Source organism: Sphingobium xanthum, assembly GCF_019737615.1.
GTDB classification, from domain to species: domain Bacteria; phylum Pseudomonadota; class Alphaproteobacteria; order Sphingomonadales; family Sphingomonadaceae; genus Sphingobium; species Sphingobium xanthum.
On the sequence record NZ_JAHKKS010000003.1, the window covers coordinates 125,244 to 141,150 of the forward strand.

General features: G+C 65.7%; 15 protein-coding genes. 13 read left to right on the top strand and 2 right to left on the bottom strand.

Translation table 11 applies throughout. The annotated features are described in order from the left end of the window. Nucleotides 1-220: 220 nt before the first annotated feature. On the bottom strand, nt 221-1,108 hold the full coding sequence (locus KM135_RS06485) for a hypothetical protein (RefSeq protein ID WP_221713173.1): 888 nt from the start codon (nt 1,106-1,108) through the stop codon (nt 221-223). Beyond that, nucleotides 1,108-2,112: an aldo/keto reductase gene (locus KM135_RS06490; RefSeq protein WP_221713174.1), complete on the bottom strand. Its 1,005-nt coding sequence runs from the start codon at nt 2,110-2,112 to the stop codon at nt 1,108-1,110. The genes KM135_RS06485 and KM135_RS06490 overlap by 1 nt, the downstream gene beginning before the upstream one ends. Before the next feature lie 144 nt (nt 2,113-2,256). Here KM135_RS06490 and KM135_RS06495 point away from each other — a divergent pair, with 144 nt between their 5' ends. The 13 genes from KM135_RS06495 (at nt 2,257) to KM135_RS06555 (ending at nt 15,889) form a co-directional block, all read left to right on the top strand. After that, complete coding sequence (locus KM135_RS06495; protein ID WP_221713175.1) at nt 2,257-2,397, top strand: hypothetical protein; 141 nt, start codon at nt 2,257-2,259, stop codon at nt 2,395-2,397. Nucleotides 2,398-2,399: 2 nt separating this feature from the next. Then, nucleotides 2,400-2,981: a nuclear transport factor 2 family protein gene (locus KM135_RS06500; protein WP_221713176.1), complete on the top strand. Its 582-nt coding sequence runs from the start codon at nt 2,400-2,402 to the stop codon at nt 2,979-2,981. Then, complete coding sequence (locus KM135_RS06505) at nt 2,978-3,535, top strand: nuclear transport factor 2 family protein (RefSeq protein ID WP_221713177.1); 558 nt, start codon at nt 2,978-2,980, stop codon at nt 3,533-3,535. Before KM135_RS06500 ends, KM135_RS06505 begins: the two co-directional genes overlap by 4 nt. Then, nucleotides 3,532-4,077 (top strand): nuclear transport factor 2 family protein, encoded by a 546-nt coding sequence (locus tag KM135_RS06510; protein ID WP_221713178.1) that lies wholly within the window; start codon nt 3,532-3,534, stop codon nt 4,075-4,077. The genes KM135_RS06505 and KM135_RS06510 overlap by 4 nt, the downstream gene beginning before the upstream one ends. After that, nucleotides 4,074-4,667, top strand: a complete 594-nt coding sequence (locus KM135_RS06515) for a nuclear transport factor 2 family protein (RefSeq protein WP_221713179.1) — start codon at nt 4,074-4,076, stop codon at nt 4,665-4,667. Before KM135_RS06510 ends, KM135_RS06515 begins: the two co-directional genes overlap by 4 nt. After that, on the top strand, nt 4,664-5,164 hold the full coding sequence (locus KM135_RS06520; RefSeq protein WP_221713180.1) for a nuclear transport factor 2 family protein: 501 nt from the start codon (nt 4,664-4,666) through the stop codon (nt 5,162-5,164). The genes KM135_RS06515 and KM135_RS06520 overlap by 4 nt, the downstream gene beginning before the upstream one ends. Nucleotides 5,165-5,199: 35 nt before the next feature. Next, complete coding sequence (locus KM135_RS06525; protein ID WP_221713181.1) at nt 5,200-5,649, top strand: nuclear transport factor 2 family protein; 450 nt, start codon at nt 5,200-5,202, stop codon at nt 5,647-5,649. Beyond that, on the top strand, nt 5,646-6,086 hold the full coding sequence (locus tag KM135_RS06530) for a nuclear transport factor 2 family protein (RefSeq protein WP_221713182.1): 441 nt from the start codon (nt 5,646-5,648) through the stop codon (nt 6,084-6,086). The genes KM135_RS06525 and KM135_RS06530 overlap by 4 nt, the downstream gene beginning before the upstream one ends. A 362-nt stretch (nt 6,087-6,448) precedes the next feature. Further along, entirely contained in the window at nt 6,449-6,628 is a 180-nt protein-coding gene (locus KM135_RS06535) for a YezD family protein (protein WP_221713183.1), read from the top strand. Between the two features lie 104 nt (nt 6,629-6,732). Further along, nucleotides 6,733-9,183 carry a TonB-dependent receptor gene (locus KM135_RS06540; protein ID WP_221713184.1) on the top strand — a complete coding sequence of 817 codons (2,451 nt, stop codon included), beginning with the start codon at nt 6,733-6,735 and terminating at the stop codon, nt 9,181-9,183. Between the two features lie 443 nt (nt 9,184-9,626). Continuing rightward, nucleotides 9,627-10,544 carry a LysR family transcriptional regulator gene (locus tag KM135_RS06545; protein WP_221713185.1) on the top strand — a complete coding sequence of 306 codons (918 nt, stop codon included), beginning with the start codon at nt 9,627-9,629 and terminating at the stop codon, nt 10,542-10,544. Continuing rightward, nucleotides 10,541-11,944 (top strand): RNB domain-containing ribonuclease, encoded by a 1,404-nt coding sequence (locus tag KM135_RS06550; RefSeq protein ID WP_221713186.1) that lies wholly within the window; start codon nt 10,541-10,543, stop codon nt 11,942-11,944. The genes KM135_RS06545 and KM135_RS06550 overlap by 4 nt, the downstream gene beginning before the upstream one ends. A 342-nt stretch (nt 11,945-12,286) precedes the next feature. Then, a complete protein-coding gene (locus tag KM135_RS06555) occupies nt 12,287-15,889 on the top strand; it encodes a hydantoinase B/oxoprolinase family protein (protein ID WP_221713187.1) in 3,603 nt (1,200 codons plus the stop codon). The last annotated feature ends 18 nt before the right edge of the window (nt 15,890-15,907 follow it).

Below are 15,907 nucleotides of genomic sequence, written 5' to 3' on the forward strand. Positions count from 1 at the left end.
AGGTCAGCATATGTGAACCGGCATACGGTCCTTGGTTCAGCCTGGCCCGCGCTCACCCCCCTGGGGCGCTGGCGCTCCGCAATCGGCTCGAAGTGCGCGGTAACAAATCTATCGCGCTGGCCTTCGTCCGACTGTGCGGGACTGAACGGCGCAGTGGCTAGCTTGATAGCAATTCCGGGTCAAATGATTACTATCTGATCTTGTTGCCTTTGAGCAACAGTCAGCCGGGAACGAAGGGTTCCAGCGGCTTTACGCCCAGCAGATCGGTCAATGGCGTCCCGTCGGCGACGCTGCGAAACAGGCTGTAGGCGATCCAGGGCGCCCGCCCGTCGACATTGGGCGCGCCCCGCCCGGCCTGATGATCGGCGAGGCGCAAGGTCCGCGTTTCGAGCGAGATGCGTGTGAGCGCGGTGTGATTTGGTACGCCGACATGGGCGTGCTGCGCGGCGAAGCCGATGATCTCGCCAGGCGCGATCACGACCGGTTGGCCGCGCGCCGGATCGATCTGCTCCAACGGGCGCGGCGCCATTTTCGGGCGCTCGGCCGTCGGATCGGCCTTGCGATTATGTGCCATCACGGCGGCGAGATCGAAATCCGCGCTGTCATTGGGCAGCGCACGGTCGAACAATTCGGGCAGGAAAGCGAAGGTCCGCCCGGCCGAGATCGGAAAGACCGGTGCCCACCAGTTCACCTGCGCGTAGAGATTGGTGCCCCAGCTGTCGCGATGGAAGCCCACGGTCGCCGTGCTTCGCGCCCGATGCGCCGCGCCATCGTCCGGGATCGGCGGCTGAAAGCGCAGGAGAAGCCGGTCCCGCACCGTCTCGTGCGGATCGAAGCCGATGCCCTCGAACAAGGCGCGCCAGAGCGCCTTGGCCTCGGTCGCATTGGAGAAGGCACGCTGCACGGCATCGAGCCGCGTCGCCAGCGCATCGCGATCGAAATGGCGATGGATCGTCACCGGATCGTACGGCGCCAGCGCGTCAGTCAGGAAGGCCTGCGCGAACTGCGCCAGCGCCTGCATCTCCGGCAGATCGCCGAAGCGAACGATCGCCCCCGCAAACAGCGCCTCGTGCAACGCATCGATCGTCGGGGGCGGATCGCTGTACATCAGCGCAATTGCCGGCCTTCGATGGGATAGGCCGGATCGGTATAGCCCGGCGTCGAGGCATGACCAGGTCGCACAAGGCTGTCCGCGAAGGCCTCATCCTCCGGCCCGAGCTGGACCGACAGGGCCTCGATATAGCTGTCCCACTGCTCTTCGGTCCGCGGGCCGACGATGGCCGCGCTGACGAACCGGTTCCTGAGCACCCAGGCGATGGCGAAGGCAACGGTGCTGACGCCCTTGGCGGCGGCATGATCGTTGACCGCCTGCGCGATCTCGACGGACTCGTTGCGCCACTCGGTCTGGAGCACGCGCCGGTCGCCCCGCGCCACGCGCGAGTCCGCAGGCGGCTCGGCGCCTGGCTTGTACTTGCCGCTGAGCACGCCGCGCGCCAGCGGGCTGTAGGGGACCACGCCGAGGCCGTAATGACCGGCGGCCGGCAACTGCTCCACTTCGGAGAGGCGATCGACCATATTATAGAGCGGCTGGCTCGCGACTGGCCGGTCCATGTTCAGCGCGTCCGCCGCGCGGCAGATCTCGGCGATGCGCCAGCCCTTGAAGTTGGAGACGCCATAATAGCGCAGCTTGCCCTGCTCGATCAGGTCGTCGATCGCGCGCAGTCCTTCCTCGAAGGGCGCGTTCACGTCCGCCTTATGGAAATAGAGCAGGTCGATATAGTCGGTGCCGAGCTTGCGCAGGCTGTTCTCGACATCCTCGATGATCCATTTGCGCGACTGGCCGCCATGATTGGGCGCGGCGTCGATAGCATGGCCGAACTTGGTCGCGACAACCCAGTGATGGCGGCCATGCTTGATCGAGCGACCGACATACTCCTCGGACAGGCCGCCATTGTAGCCGTCCGCCGTATCGATGAAATTGCAGCCATGATCCCGCGCCTTGTCGATGATCCGCTTGGAGGTCGGCTCGTCCGTGGCATCGCCGAACATCATGGCGCCCAGGCAGAGCGGCGAGACCTTGAGGGCGCTGCGGCCCAGATAGCGATAGTCCATGATCGACGATTCCTCTTCCCTTGGGAGCGCTGCCTTAACCCGACTCATCGGAGCTCGACCAGAGCGATGCCGAAAAAGCGAGACGGCCAATAGACATCATGTTAAGTATCGTCCACAAGATGAAAAAGAGGGAGGATCAGGAGCATGGACAAGCTGCGCGCGTCTGCGACCGCCCTGCCTTTCCCGTCCCTCTTCCTGAGCCTGCCCGTCCATTTTCATTTCCACCTGCGCACAATAGACCGGCGCCGCGACGCCGCATCGGCGCGCGTGAAATGGAGGGGATGATCATGCTCATGCGAGTCATATTGGCTGGCGCGCTGCTCACGCTGCCTGTCGCGGCTGCCGCCGCACCGAAGAAGCTCACGCTCGAACAGCGCGTCCAGCGGATGGAGGACGAGTCCGAGATCCGCCAGATCCTCGTCAAATATGGCACCTATCTCGATGCGCGCGATTTCGCGTCCTACGCCTCCTTGTTCGCCGATGATGGCGAGTGGGTCGGCGGCTTCGGCCGGTTCAAGGGACCCAACGTGATCCAGGCGATGCTGGAGGAGCGGCTCGGCAAGGCGGAGCCCGGCTGGATCAACAAGCAGAGCTATCATCTGCTCTCCAACGCGCTGATCCAGCTCGACGGCGACAAGGCGCATGTCACCTCCAAATATCTCTTCCTCACCAAGCCGGAGGATCAGAACCGCCCGGTGCCGCTACTGGCCGGGCGCTATGAGGACGATCTCGTCCGCGTGAACGGCGCCTGGAAGATCGTGAAGCGCGTCACCAACGGCATCATCCCCTATCGCGACGGCAACGGCCCGACCCCGCCTCCGCCGCCCGGCCTGCGCGAAGCCTTCACCGGCGAAGGGCGTCAGCAATGATGGCGCGGCGCCTCCTGCTGGTCGCCCTGCTCGCGGCCGCTCCGGCACAGGCCCAGACCGGCCTCACCATCGAGCAGCGCCTGCAGCGCGTCGAGGACGAACTCGCCATCAAGCGTATCCTGATCGACTATTCCGCGACGCAGGATGCGCGCGACTATGCGGGCTACGCCAATCTCTTCGCCAAGGAGGGCGAATGGGTGAATGGCAAGCAGGTCCACAAGGGCCGCGATGCCATCCACAAGATGCTCGTCGCGCTCTATGGCGCTCCGCCACCCGGCTATGTGAATGTGGAGAGCTATCACATCTCGTCCAATCCCCGGATCGAGCTGCATGGCGACCGCGCGACGGCGAAGTCGCGCCATCTGCTCGTCTGGCGTGGCCCCGATGGTGCGCCTCTCCCCGCTCTGGCCGGCCGCTATGAGGACGAGCTGATCCGCGAGGACGGGCACTGGAAGATCCTGCGCCGCGTCGATTACCCCGTCATGCCGACACCCGAGGAATGGGGCAAAGTGATCCAGGCCCGCCGCGCAGCGCAGCAACAGGAGAAGAAATGAGCCTCGTCCTCCGCGCCGCCGCGCTCGCCCTGCTGGCGGCCATCCCTGCCACCGCCGTCGCGCAATCCGCCGCCTCCATCGAGGCCCGCCTTCGCCGCGCCGAGGACGAGCTCGCCATCCAGCGCATCATCGTCGATTATGCCGCGCGGCTCGATGCACGCGACTATAAGGGGTATGTCGCCTTGTTTACCCCGGACGGCGAATGGTCCAACCGCATCGGTTCCCACAAGGGGCCGGAAGCGATCCGCAAGATGCTCACCACGCTTGGCCCCGAGGGCGCGACCAACACGAGCAACTATCATCTGGTCAGCAATCCGCGCGTCGAGGTGAACGGGGATCGGGCGACCGCGACCTCGCGCTATCTCTTCGTCATGCGCGGCAAGGATGGCAGCCCGCGCCCCGCCCTCGCCGGCCTTTATGCCGACGAACTCGTGCGCCAGAGCGACGGCGGCTGGAAGATCCAGCGCCGCGTCGCCAACGACGTCATGCCGACCCGCGAGGAATGGGCGAAGATCATTGCTGCGGAGCGCGCCGGGCAATGAGGATGACACGCATCGTCAACCGCTTCGCTCTCGCGACCCTCGTCGCCGCGATGCCGGCGCTGGCCCCGGCGCAGACCGCCGGGCTGAGCATCGAGCAGCGGCTCCAGCGCGTGGAGGATCAGCTCGCCATTCAGCGCATCCTCATCAATTATCACGCCTATCTCGATAGCCGGAACATCGGTGCCTATGTCTCGCTGTTCGCGAAGGACGGCGAGTGGGTGAACGGCAGCCTCGTCCGCAAGGGGCCCGCGCAGATCCGCGAACTGCTGACCGGCCTGTTCGGCAACACGCCGCCGGGCTGGGTGAATACCGAGAGCTATACGCACACGACCAACATCCAGATCGACCTGCATGGCGACCGGGCGACGGCGCGCTCGCGGCATCTATTGGTGAAGCGCGGGCCGGACGGCAGTCCCGTACCGACCCTCGCCGGCCGCTACGAGGACGAGCTGATCCGTGAGGACGGGCACTGGAAGATCCTGCGCCGCGTCGACTATCCCGTGCTGCCGACCGCAGAGGAATGGGGCAAGATCATGCAGGCCCGCCGCGCGGCCACAGCCACCGCCGAGAGGCCAAAGGAGCCTAAATGACGCGCTTTCTTCGCTTCCTGGCCCTCGCCCTGCTCGCCATCGGCGCGATCCCCGCGCACGCCCAGCGCAACGAGGCGCGCGATCGCGCCGATATCCACGCCCTGCTCATGGCCTATGGCGCGACACTCGACAGCCGCGATTTCGATGGCTTCGGCAAGCTGTTCGGTGAGGACGGGGTCTATGTCGGCGGCGGTGGGCGCGAGGCGAAGGGCGCGGCGGCCGGCGAGATGATGCGGCAGGTCTTCGCCAACAATCCCAATGGCGTGGGCGAACCCAACTTCCATCTCTTCTACAATGAAGTCGTCACCTTCGATGGCCCGGACCGTGCCCGCGCGACGTCCATGTCGCTGTGGATGGTTCCGGATCAGGCGACCAAGCGGCCGACGCCGCTGCTCGCCGGCCGCTACGAGGACGAGCTCGTCCGCAAGAACGGCAAGTGGCTGTTCGCGCGCCGCGTCGTCAAATCCGTCACCAACCGCCCGCCCGAGGCCAAATAGGCCCGCGCCCACCCTAGTCTGGAGGGACTGAACTCATGACAAGCCATGCAACCGAGATGGAAGATCGCGTCGCTATTCACGCGCTGCTGATCGAATATGGCGCCGCGCTCGACCGGCGCGACTTCGACGGCTTCGCGAAGCTCTTCGGCGAGGATGGTGCCTATCAGCTGAGCACGGGCGCGGCGACGATCGGACCCAAGACGGGCGAGATGATGCGTGAGATCTTCGCGACCGGGCCGAATGCCACGGCCGTTCCCAATTTCCATCTCTTCTTCAACGAGCTGATCTGGTTCGAGACGCCCGATCTCGCCCGCTCCACGTCTGCCTGCCTGTTCATGACCACGCCGGATCAGGAGACGCGCAAGCTCTCCGTCGCGGTCGCGGCGACCTATGACGATGAGCTGATCCGCGAAAACGGCACATGGCGGTTCAAGCGGCGCACGCTCAAGCCCCTGTCCAACGGCCCGGCGACAGTGAAGCCATGACCGGCCATCCGACCGAGATGGAAGACCGCGCCGCCATCCACGCGCTGCTGCTGGCCTATGGCGCCGCGCTCGACCGGCACGATTTCGAAGGCTTTGCCAAGCTGTTCGGTGCAGACGGGCACTATACCATCCTTGAACTGGAAAGCGCCGCTGGACCTGACACGGGCCGGATGATGCGCGCGCTATACGAGGCCGGGGACAATTTCGTCCAGGAGCCCAATTTCCACCTGTTCTACAATGAGCTTATCTGGTTCGAGACACCGGATCGCGCCCGTTCCACCTCGGCCTGCATGTTCATGTCTACGCCGGACCGGGAGACGCGCAAGCTCTCGGTCATGGTCGCCGCGACTTATGACGACGAGATCGTGCGCGACGACGGCGGCTGGCGGTTCAAGCGGCGGACGCTTCATCCGATCCGAAACGGCGCGGTGGGCTAGGCTGCCCAAGCTGTCCTGGCGATCGACACAGGCCGGGGCGAAAGTTTACCCAAAGGTCACACGAAGGTCACACTATCGAGCTTGTTTTCCCTCGCCGGCATCGATGGTGGAGGAAGGCATTTTCGAACCTGAGAAAGAGCCGGGTCAGGGGTGCCATGGCCCGAGCGCTGTAGGACAGCCCTCATTCGAGGCGCTACGCCCTCATTCGCGACAATTCAGCGGACCTCAAAAGCCACCTCAAGCTGGGGTTCCTCGCGCAGAAGCAAATCTTCGCTCCAATCCAATTGTCAATTCTATTGATTGAGTTAAGTTTTCTCGGCGCACAAATGTGCGAGTCACACGACCGCGTACGAGGAGGAACCATGTCGCAGTCATCGCCAAAGTCGGCCGTTGCAACGGACCGGATCGACCAACATGCGAGCGCCCTCGCGCTCGTTCGGCAAGCGCTGGAGAAGCTCAAATTCGGAGCGGTCCATCTCACCGTCCATGAAGGACGGCTTGTGCAGATCGAGGTTACCGAGAAGACCCGGCTGACCGCCTGACTTTCTCGCCGGCACCGGCATCGCTTTACCATCCAACATCCAGAGCTTTCGATGCTGACCGGACCACCGGAGGCATCCTCTTTTTCTTACAAGGGGATACTCACATGGTCCGCAGGTCCATCCTTTCCACGAGCGCGCTCGCTGCCGCTTTTCTGTTTCACTTGCCCGCGTCCGCGCAGGACGCCCAGCCAATCCCGCAGGACGATCCATTGACCGTTCCGCAAGCCGATGGCTTCGCCGGCGCCGGCGACATCGTCGTGACCGCGCGCCGCCGCGCCGAGACCGCGCAGAGCGTGCCGCTCGCCATATCGGTGCTCGGCGCCGCGCAGATCGAGAGCACCGGCAATTTCAATATCAACAAACTGCAGCAGCTGACGCCCACGCTGCAGGTCTATTCGTCCAACCCTCGCAATACCTTCGTGAACATTCGCGGTATCGGCGCGCCGTTCGGCCTCACCAGCGACGGCTTCGAGCAGGGCGTCGGCATCTATGTCGACGACGTCTACAATGCGCGCATCGCCGCCGCGACGTTCGACTTCCTCGACGTGTCGCAGGTCGAAATCCTGCGCGGCCCGCAAGGCACGCTCTACGGCAAGAACACGACCGGCGGCGCCATCAACATCACCTCCAATGCACCGACCTTCGATTTCGAGGGCAAGGCAGAAGTGACCTTCGGCAATCTCGCGTTCAAACAAGGCAAGGCCGCCATTTCCGGCCCGCTGTCGGACCGGGTCGCCGTGCGCTTCGGCGTCGCCACAACCACGCGCCGCGGCACCATCTTCAACGTGAAGACCGATCGCACCATCAACGAGCAGGACAATCTCGGCTTCCGCGGCCAGATCTTGTTCCGCGCGACCGACGATCTCAGCCTCACGCTTGCCGGCGATTACAGCCAGCAGAATCCCGAATGCTGCGGCACCGTTTTCGTGCGCACCGGCCTCACGCAGCGCGCGCTCAATCGTCAATATGACGCGCTGGCCGCCGCGCAGAATTATGTCGTCGTCAGCCGGAATCCCTATGACCGACTGACCGACATCGATGCCAGTCTCCAGGCCGGCAACAAGATCGGCGGCGTCTCGCTGAAGGCGAAATGGGATATCGGCCCCGGCACGCTGACCTCGATCACGGCCTGGCGCTTCTGGGACTGGAAGCCTGAGAATGACCGCGACTTCACCGGTCTGCCGATCGTCTCCAAGTCGCAGAATCCCTCGCAGCAGGATCAATATTCGCAGGAGTTCCGCTATAATTATTCGGGCAAGCAGTTCCATTTCGTCGTCGGCGCTTTCGCGTTCAATCAGCGGATCGACACGCAGGGCACCGAGGCGCAGGGCGCCGCCGCCAGCCGATGGAACCTGACCGGTGCGCTGGCCGCCGACCCGAGTGTCCTTAACGGCCTGACGGCGCGCAATACGCAGTGGCTCAAGAGCACCAGCCTGGCGCTGTTCGGGCAGCTGAGCTGGAAGATCAACGATGCGCTGACCATCCAACCGGGCGTGCGCCTCAACTATGACAAGAAGTCGGGCTTCTACCGGCGCCGGGTCTATAACGGGGCCGGCGTCGAAATCAGCTGCTTCAACCCGGCGCCAACCGCGGGCACTGTCCTCGCGGCGCAGTGCGGCGTCTATTCACCACAGACCAGTGCGCCTTCGGTCAGCGACTGGAACTTCAGCTACGACTTCAACGTGAACTACAAGATCGCGCGGGACGTCCTCGTCTACGCGACCTATGCCAAGAGCTTCAAGACGGTGGGCATCAACCAGAACGGCCTGCCGACCGACGCCCAGGGCAATCCGATCGCCTCGGCCGGCACGATCATGCCCGAGAACGTCAATCACTTCGAGGTCGGCATCAAGACCCAGTTCCTGGATCGCCGGGCGACCTTCAACGTCAGCGCCTTCCGCACGGACATCAAGGACTTCCAGGCGAATGTGAACAACGGCCAGCTCGGCGTGTTGCGCGGCTATCTTGCCAATGCGGGCAAGGTCCGCACGCAAGGCATCGAGGCCGATTTCAATTTCAAGCCCAATGATCGCTTCGTTGCCTATGTGAACGGCGCCTACACCGACGCCCGTTATGTGCGCTTCGTCGATGCGCCCTGCCCGCCGGAGCTGTCCGGCGGCACCACGGTGACAGGCACACAGGTGCTGAGTGCGCCAGGCGTCCCTGGCGCGCTCAGCCCGCAGAACTGCGACATTTCCGGCCAGCGCCTGCCCGGCGTATCGGAATGGGCCTGGTCGTGGGGCGCCGAAGCAAACGTGCCGGTCAATCTGCTGGCGCACGACGGCGAACTCTATGCCGGCGTGGACGGCAACTACCGCTCCAACTTCTCATCCAACCCGTCGCCCTCGGCCTATAGCTGGATCAAGGGCTATGCGCTGACCAACTTCCGCGCCGGCTTCCGCACGGACAGCATCGATATCTACGGTTGGGTGCGCAACGCCTTCGACGTCGAATATCTCGAGCAGCTCCAGCTCGCGCCGAGCAACGTCGGTCTGGTCGCCGGCACGGTCGGCGATCCGCGCACCTTCGGCGGTACGATCAAGTTCAATTTCTGACCGCCCAAGCCTGCAACCAGGGCGTCACGGGAAGGGGTCATTGTTTCGACAATGGCCTCCTTTCGCCGTCACGCATGTCGAGTCGCGGGCTGGAAGGCGATGCAGGATTTGAAACAATCAGGAAGTGGGCCGCGCCGGAGTGGACCCGGCGCGGCCCGTGCGACCCGTCAGCGCCGGACTCTCATGTGCGTCTTGACGTGGGACTGGGTAGCCAGATCTGGCTGAAAACTGGGGTAACGCGCGAAGCAAGCGCCACAAGGCGCGGCGGAAAGCAGATTGTAATCAGTCTGACAGCGCTGTTTCACAGGGGCCTTTCCGGCGGGATGCGTTCCCGCTTCGTATAAGCTTGACACCATTAGGCGGTTTTAAGCTTGCCAAAGCAACCGATAGACAGCTTATTAAAGATATAAGCTTTGGCTTATTCAAAATCGGGAGGGGCACTGATGAGGAAGCGAGCGGGCGACTTCACGCTGCGACAACTCGACACGTTCGTCTCTGCAGCACGCTCCGGCAGTTTCGCGCTGGCAGCCGATCAGCTCGGCATATCGCAACCCGCAGTCAGCGACCATATCACGTCCCTCGAGCGCCATCTTGGGCACAAGCTTTTCGACCGGCGCCGCGGGACCCGACCGACCCTGACGCGCGAAGGCATCGACATGCTGCACCGCGCCGAGGCCATGCTGTCGACCAGCCAGGCCATGCGCGGCGAGGAACGGTCGCGGCGCAGCGAAGAGAAGGTCCGCATTCGCCTTTCCATCGGCAATCGCTCGCGCGACGCCTATCTCAAGCCGCTGCTCGCGCGCATCTATACCGAGCTGCCCCATGTCGAGCTGGAGCTCCTCCCGGCCCTCTCGGCCGCGCAGATCGCCGAGGCGTTCGAGAAGCGCGAGATCGACCTGCTGCTTTACACCGTGGGGCGGCCGCAATTGCGCCTGCCCAACATCCACCTGCTCGGCAACGTGCCGATCCATCTGGTCGCGGCGCCCGAGACGGCCAAGCTGCTGGAAGCGGGCACGCTCTCGACGGAGGACCTGCAATTCATCCTGCCGGATTTTGGCCCGATCACGGAGCAATGGCTGGAGCGGCAACTCGCCATCCATAACATCCGCCCCCGCCGCCCGGTGCGCTATCTGGAATTTGCCGACGTGATCCAGGGCATCGTCGAGGAAGGCCTCGGCGTTTCCATCCTGCCGCAGGAGCAGATCGCCCCCGCCCTCGCCGAAGGGCGGCTCGCCTGCTTCGGCCCGGAGCTGGAGCCGATGCGCCGGATCATCGCCCGCTCTCCGCTCGCACCGCGAGCGACCGAAGCGCTAGAACGATTGCTGATAGCGGAAATCACCAACCGGACGCGAACGACATGAAGATTCTGGCCGATCCCGGACATGCCCTGACCGAGGGACTCGCGGACATTCGCCGCGAGATGCAATTGCCCGTCGATTTCCCGGTCGAGGTGCTGGCCGCAGCGGAGCAAGCAGCACGGCGCACGCCGAGCGAGCATGCGGATCGCACCGATCTGCCCTTCGTCACGCTCGATCCGGCAAGCTCGACCGACCTCGATCAGGCCTTCGCGATCGAGCGCGCGGGCAGCGACATCCTGCTGCACTATGCCATTGCCGATGTCGGCTGGTTCGTGAGCGAGGGCGATCCGATCGACCGCGAGGCATGGAAACGCGGAACGAGCCAGTATCTGCCGGACGGCAAAGTCAACCTGCACCCGCCGGTGCTGAGCGAACAGGCGGCGAGCCTGCTGCCCGACGGACCGCGTCCGGCCGTCGTCTTTTCCGTCCGGATCGATCAGGCGGGCATCGCGCGGCTGGACGGCGTCGAGCGCGCGATCGTCCGCAGCCGCGCCAAGCTGGGTTACGAGGCGATGCGCGACGACGAGCTGCCGCCGCTGTTCCCGGAACTGGCGCAGCGCGTGTGGGCAGCCGAAAACCGGCGCGGCGCCGCGCGGCTCGATGTGCCGGAGCAGGAAGTGGAGCGGCGGCCGGACGGCCGCTACGAATTGCGTTTTCGTCCCCGGCGCGTGGCGGAGGATCGCAATGCCACCCTGTCGCTCGCGACCAATCTCGCTATCGCGCAATTGCTGCTGGAATACCGCACCGGGCTCTTCCGCGTCATGGCCGGTCCCGATGTGCGCGCCGAGCAAAGGCTGCGCAATACGGCGCGCGCCTACGGCCTGCGCTGGCCGCGCGAAGCCACGCTGGCGCAATTCCAGCGCATGCTCGATCCCAATGTGCCGTTGCAAGCTGCCTTCGGCCAGGCCGTACATCGCGCCGGCACGGGCGCGGCCTATGCCCCTTATGAGCCTGACCTTCTGCCCTGGCATGCCGCCGTCGCCGCGCCTTATGCGCATGCGACCGCACCGTTGCGCCGTCTGGCCGACCGCTATGTCGTGACCGCCGCGCTGGCGCTGGCCAATGGCCGGACCGTTCCGCCAAGCGTGACCGAGGCCTTTGCGGCGCTGCCCAAGGTCATGGCGCGGGCCGACGCGATCGGCGGGCGCATCGACCGCGCCGTGGTCGATCTTGCCGAAACGGCCCTGCTGCAGGGTCGCGAGGGCGAGACGTTCGCCGCCCTCGTCACCGATATCGACGAGCGTGGTGCGCGCATCCAGCTGCGCGACCTGCCGATCGTCACACGTCTCGCGGTCGATGGACTGCTGCCGGGCGCTGTCCTGCGCGCGAAACTGATCGAAACGGACCTGCGTGCCCGCACGGCTCGCTTCGTTGCCGAAAACGGAAAAGGGGTACCGGGCTAGCCTGCCCGGCACCCCTCGACGGCGACAAGGCGCGCGGTCCACTCGCGCGAGCTACTCGTCAGCTCCTCCGCATGCCGGACGCGATTCCCACATCGCATCGGCGCGGTGGCAACAAAATCACGGGAACAAGTAGAGCAAGTGCCGATCGGAAACGTTCACGCTATCGCGTGGCCCTCCCCCGGCCGGTGCGAAACTGGCTGATTCGCCCCCTTTTCTGGCTTCTCCCTAGCGCGATTTGTCCGCCCTAATGGGAGACAACCCCCAAGCGCCCGATAGGTTCCCAAAAAATTCGCGCCCCAGAAATTTTTTGCCAGCGGTCGAAACAGTGCCTAGGCAGCGAGGGTGACGAGCGAGCGCTGGCAATTCTGGGTCGATCGCGGCGGAACCTTTACCGACGTGATCGCGCGTGCGCCGGACGGCAGGATCGTGACCGCCAAGCTGCTGTCGGAGAACCCCGAAGCCTATCGCGATGCCGCCGTCGCGGCGATGCGGCAGATCATGAACGTGCCGCACGGCCCACTGCCGGCCGCCGACATGCGCGTCGGCACGACGGTCGCGACCAATGCGCTGCTGGAGCATAAGGGCGAGCCGGCGCTGCTGGTGACGACGCGCGGCTTCGGCGATGCGCTGCGAATCGGCTATCAGGAGCGGCCGGCCCTGTTCGCGCGGCACATCGTCAAGCCCGAGCCGGTGCATGCCGCCGTGATGGAAGTCGCCGAGCGCGTGACGGCGGCAGGCGATGTGATCCTGCCGCTGGACATCGACGCCGCACGCGCCGGCCTGCAAGCCGCGTTCGACCGGGGCCTGCGCGCCGTCGCCATCGTCCTCATGCATGGCTATCGCTACCCCGCGCACGAGGCCCGGCTTGCGCAGATCGCGCGCGAGATCGGCTTTCCGCAGATATCGGTGAGCCATGAGGTCGCACCGCTCATCAAGCTGGTCGGGCGTGGTGACACGACCCTCATCGACGCCTATCTCTCCCCCGTTCTGCGTCGCTATGTCGAGGCGCTGCGCGCGGAGGCCGGGAGCGACGTGAGGGCGCTGTTCATGCAGTCGAACGGCGGCCTGACCGATGCCGCGACCTTTCAGGGCAAGGACGCGATCCTGTCCGGCCCGGCGGGCGGCATTGTCGGCATGGCGCAGACGGCGAAAGCGGCGGGATTCGCCCATGTGATCGGCTTCGACATGGGCGGCACCTCGACCGATGTGTCGCATTTTGCCGGCCGCTATGAGCGCGACAGCGATACGATGATCGCGGGGGCGCGGATCCGGACGCCGATCATGCGCATCCACACGGTGGCGGCAGGCGGCGGGTCGCTTTGCGGGTTCGATGGCACGCGCTTCTTCGTCGGGCCGCAATCGGCAGGCGCGGTCCCCGGCCCGGTCTGCTACCGGCGCGGCGGGCCGCTAACTGTCACCGATTGCAACGTGATGCTCGGGAAGATCGTGCCGCATCATTTCCCGGCCGTGTTCGGCCCGGCCGGCGATCAGCCGCTCGATGCGGATGTCGTGGCCGGGAAATTCGCCGCGCTTGCCGACGAGGTGGCGCACAAGACCGGCCGCACCCTCGCGCCCGAGCAGATCGCCGAGGGCTTCATCGCCATCGCCGTCGCCAACATGGCGAACGCGATCAAGACCATCTCGGTCCAGCGCGGCCATGACGTCTCGCGCTACACGCTCGCCTGCTTCGGCGGCGCGGGCGGGCAGCATGCCTGCCTCGTCGCCGACGCACTCGGCATGGACCGCGTCATGATCCACCCGCTCGCCGGCGTGCTCTCCGCCTATGGCATGGGCCTCGCCGACCGGCGCGAGTTGCGCGAGCTGACCGTGGCGCTCTCGCTCGACACCACGACCGGACCGGCGGAGCTGGACGCCTCGATCACCGCGCTGGGCCTCGCCGCCGACGCCGCGATGCGCGCGCAAGGCGTGCAGACGCCACTGCGCCGCGAGGCCGCCGTGCTGCTGCGCCTCGAAGGCACCGACAGCCTGATCGAAGTCCCGCACGGCCCGCTCCCTACGATGAAAGCCGCGTTCGAGGCCGCCTATCGCGAGCGCTTCGGCTTCGTGGGGACGGCGCCGCTCATTGCCGAGACGATCCGGGTGGAGGCCATCGCGCCCGGCGAGACCGACGCGCTGCTCGAGCTGCCCCTGCCATCGACATCCGGCCCGCCGGTCGAAACACTCTCCTGCTTCATGGCCGGCGAGGCCCGCCCGACGCCCCTGTACGTCCGCGCAAAGCTCGCCATCGGCTTCGAGGCGGAAGGCCCCGCGATCATCGTCGATCCGGTCTCGACCACGATCGTCGAGCCGGGCTGGCGCGCGCGAGTCGATGCGCAGGGCAATCTCATCCTCACCCGCCATCTGCCGCGCGCGAGTGAGGCGACCGGCGGCACCGACGCCGACCCAGTCCGCCTCGAGATCATGGGCGGCCTGTTCATGGCCATTGCCGAGGAAATGGGCGCCGCACTCCAGCACAGCGCTTCCTCGGTCAACATCCGCGAACGGCTGGATTTCTCCTGCGCGCTGTTCGATGCGCAGGGCAATCTCGTCGCAAATGCGCCGCATATGCCGGTGCATCTGGGATCGATGGGCGAGAGCGTCCGCACGATCCTGCGCCGGCGGGGCGACGGCAGCGATGGGCGCGGTCTCAAGCCCGGCGATGCCTATGCGCTCAATGCCCCCTATGAAGGCGGCACGCATCTGCCGGACATCACCGTCGTCATGCCGGTCTTCCTCGACAAGGTGGCGCCGGCCCCCGCCTATTTCGTCGCCGCGCGCGGGCACCATTCGGACATTGGCGGGATCACGCCCGGCTCGATGCCGCCGGACAGTATATCGGTCGAAGAGGAAGGCGTCCTCCTCGACAATGTGCTGATCGTCAGCGACGGCCGCTTCCTCGATGCGGATATCTCCGCCCTGCTCGCGTCCGGCCCTTATCCCTCCCGCAACATCCCCCAGAATCTCGCCGATCTGAAAGCGCAGGTCGCTGCCTGCGCCAAGGGCGCGGCGGAGCTACGCCGGATCAGCGCGGAGCAGGGCGCCGATGTCGTCGCCGCCTATATGGGCCATTGCCAGGCCCAGGCCGAGGAGGCCGTCCGCCGCCTGATCTCGCGGCTGGAGGACGGCAGCTTCCGTTATGCGATGGACAATGGCGCGGAAGTCGCCGTCGCGGTCCGCGTGGATCGCAAAGCCCGCGCCGCGACCATCGACTTCACCGGCACCAGCGCGCAGCTCCCCGGCAATTTCAACGCCCCGCTGCCCGTCGTCCGCGCCGCCGCGCTCTATGTGCTGCGCACCATGCTCGACGATCCCATCCCCATGAACGAAGGTTGCCTGCGGCCGATCACGCTGATCGTACCGGAAGGATCCATGCTGCATCCCCGCCATCCCGCCGCCGTCGTCGCCGGCAATGTCGAGACCAGCCAGGTCGTGACCGACGCTCTGTTCGGCGCGCTCGGCGCCATGGCGGCGGCGCAGGGCACGATGAACAACTTCACCTTCGGCAACGCACGGCATCAATATTATGAGACGATCGCCGGCGGCTCCGGCGCCGGGCCGGATTTCGACGGTACGAATGTCGTCCAGACGCACATGACCAACAGCCGCCTCACCGATCCCGAAATCCTGGAAACGCGCTTCCCCGTGCTGCTCGAAGCCTTTGCCATCCGCACCGGCTCCGGCGGCGCGGGCGCGCGCAAGGGCGGCGACGGCGCGATCCGCCGCATCCGCTTCCTGGAGAAGATGACCGCCGGAATCCTCTCGAACCGCCGCAGCATCGCCCCCTTCGGCCTCGCTGGCGGTGAACCGGGGGCACTCGGCATCAACCGCGTCGAGCGCGCGGACGGCTCGGCGGAGACGCTCGGCGCGACGGCGGCGGTCGAGGTCGGGCCGGGCGATGTGTTCGTGATCGAGACGCCCGGTGGCGGGGGGTTCGCCGTCGCATGATCCGCCTCTCGTCATACA

What these genes read in the sequence shown, in the direction of transcription:
- KM135_RS06485 (WP_221713173.1), bottom strand. Translation starts at nt 1,108, where the DNA reads ATGTACAGCGATCCGCCCCCGACGATCGATGCGTTGCACGAGGCGCTG.
- KM135_RS06490 (WP_221713174.1), bottom strand. Translation starts at nt 2,112, where the DNA reads ATGGACTATCGCTATCTGGGCCGCAGCGCCCTCAAGGTCTCGCCGCTC.
- KM135_RS06495 (WP_221713175.1), top strand. Translation starts at nt 2,257, where the DNA reads ATGGACAAGCTGCGCGCGTCTGCGACCGCCCTGCCTTTCCCGTCCCTC.
- KM135_RS06500 (WP_221713176.1), top strand. Translation starts at nt 2,400, where the DNA reads ATGCTCATGCGAGTCATATTGGCTGGCGCGCTGCTCACGCTGCCTGTC.
- KM135_RS06505 (WP_221713177.1), top strand. Translation starts at nt 2,978, where the DNA reads ATGATGGCGCGGCGCCTCCTGCTGGTCGCCCTGCTCGCGGCCGCTCCG.
- KM135_RS06510 (WP_221713178.1), top strand. Translation starts at nt 3,532, where the DNA reads ATGAGCCTCGTCCTCCGCGCCGCCGCGCTCGCCCTGCTGGCGGCCATC.
- KM135_RS06515 (WP_221713179.1), top strand. Translation starts at nt 4,074, where the DNA reads ATGAGGATGACACGCATCGTCAACCGCTTCGCTCTCGCGACCCTCGTC.
- KM135_RS06520 (WP_221713180.1), top strand. Translation starts at nt 4,664, where the DNA reads ATGACGCGCTTTCTTCGCTTCCTGGCCCTCGCCCTGCTCGCCATCGGC.
- KM135_RS06525 (WP_221713181.1), top strand. Translation starts at nt 5,200, where the DNA reads ATGACAAGCCATGCAACCGAGATGGAAGATCGCGTCGCTATTCACGCG.
- KM135_RS06530 (WP_221713182.1), top strand. Translation starts at nt 5,646, where the DNA reads ATGACCGGCCATCCGACCGAGATGGAAGACCGCGCCGCCATCCACGCG.
- KM135_RS06535 (WP_221713183.1), top strand. Translation starts at nt 6,449, where the DNA reads ATGTCGCAGTCATCGCCAAAGTCGGCCGTTGCAACGGACCGGATCGAC.
- KM135_RS06540 (WP_221713184.1), top strand. Translation starts at nt 6,733, where the DNA reads ATGGTCCGCAGGTCCATCCTTTCCACGAGCGCGCTCGCTGCCGCTTTT.
- KM135_RS06545 (WP_221713185.1), top strand. Translation starts at nt 9,627, where the DNA reads ATGAGGAAGCGAGCGGGCGACTTCACGCTGCGACAACTCGACACGTTC.
- KM135_RS06550 (WP_221713186.1), top strand. Translation starts at nt 10,541, where the DNA reads ATGAAGATTCTGGCCGATCCCGGACATGCCCTGACCGAGGGACTCGCG.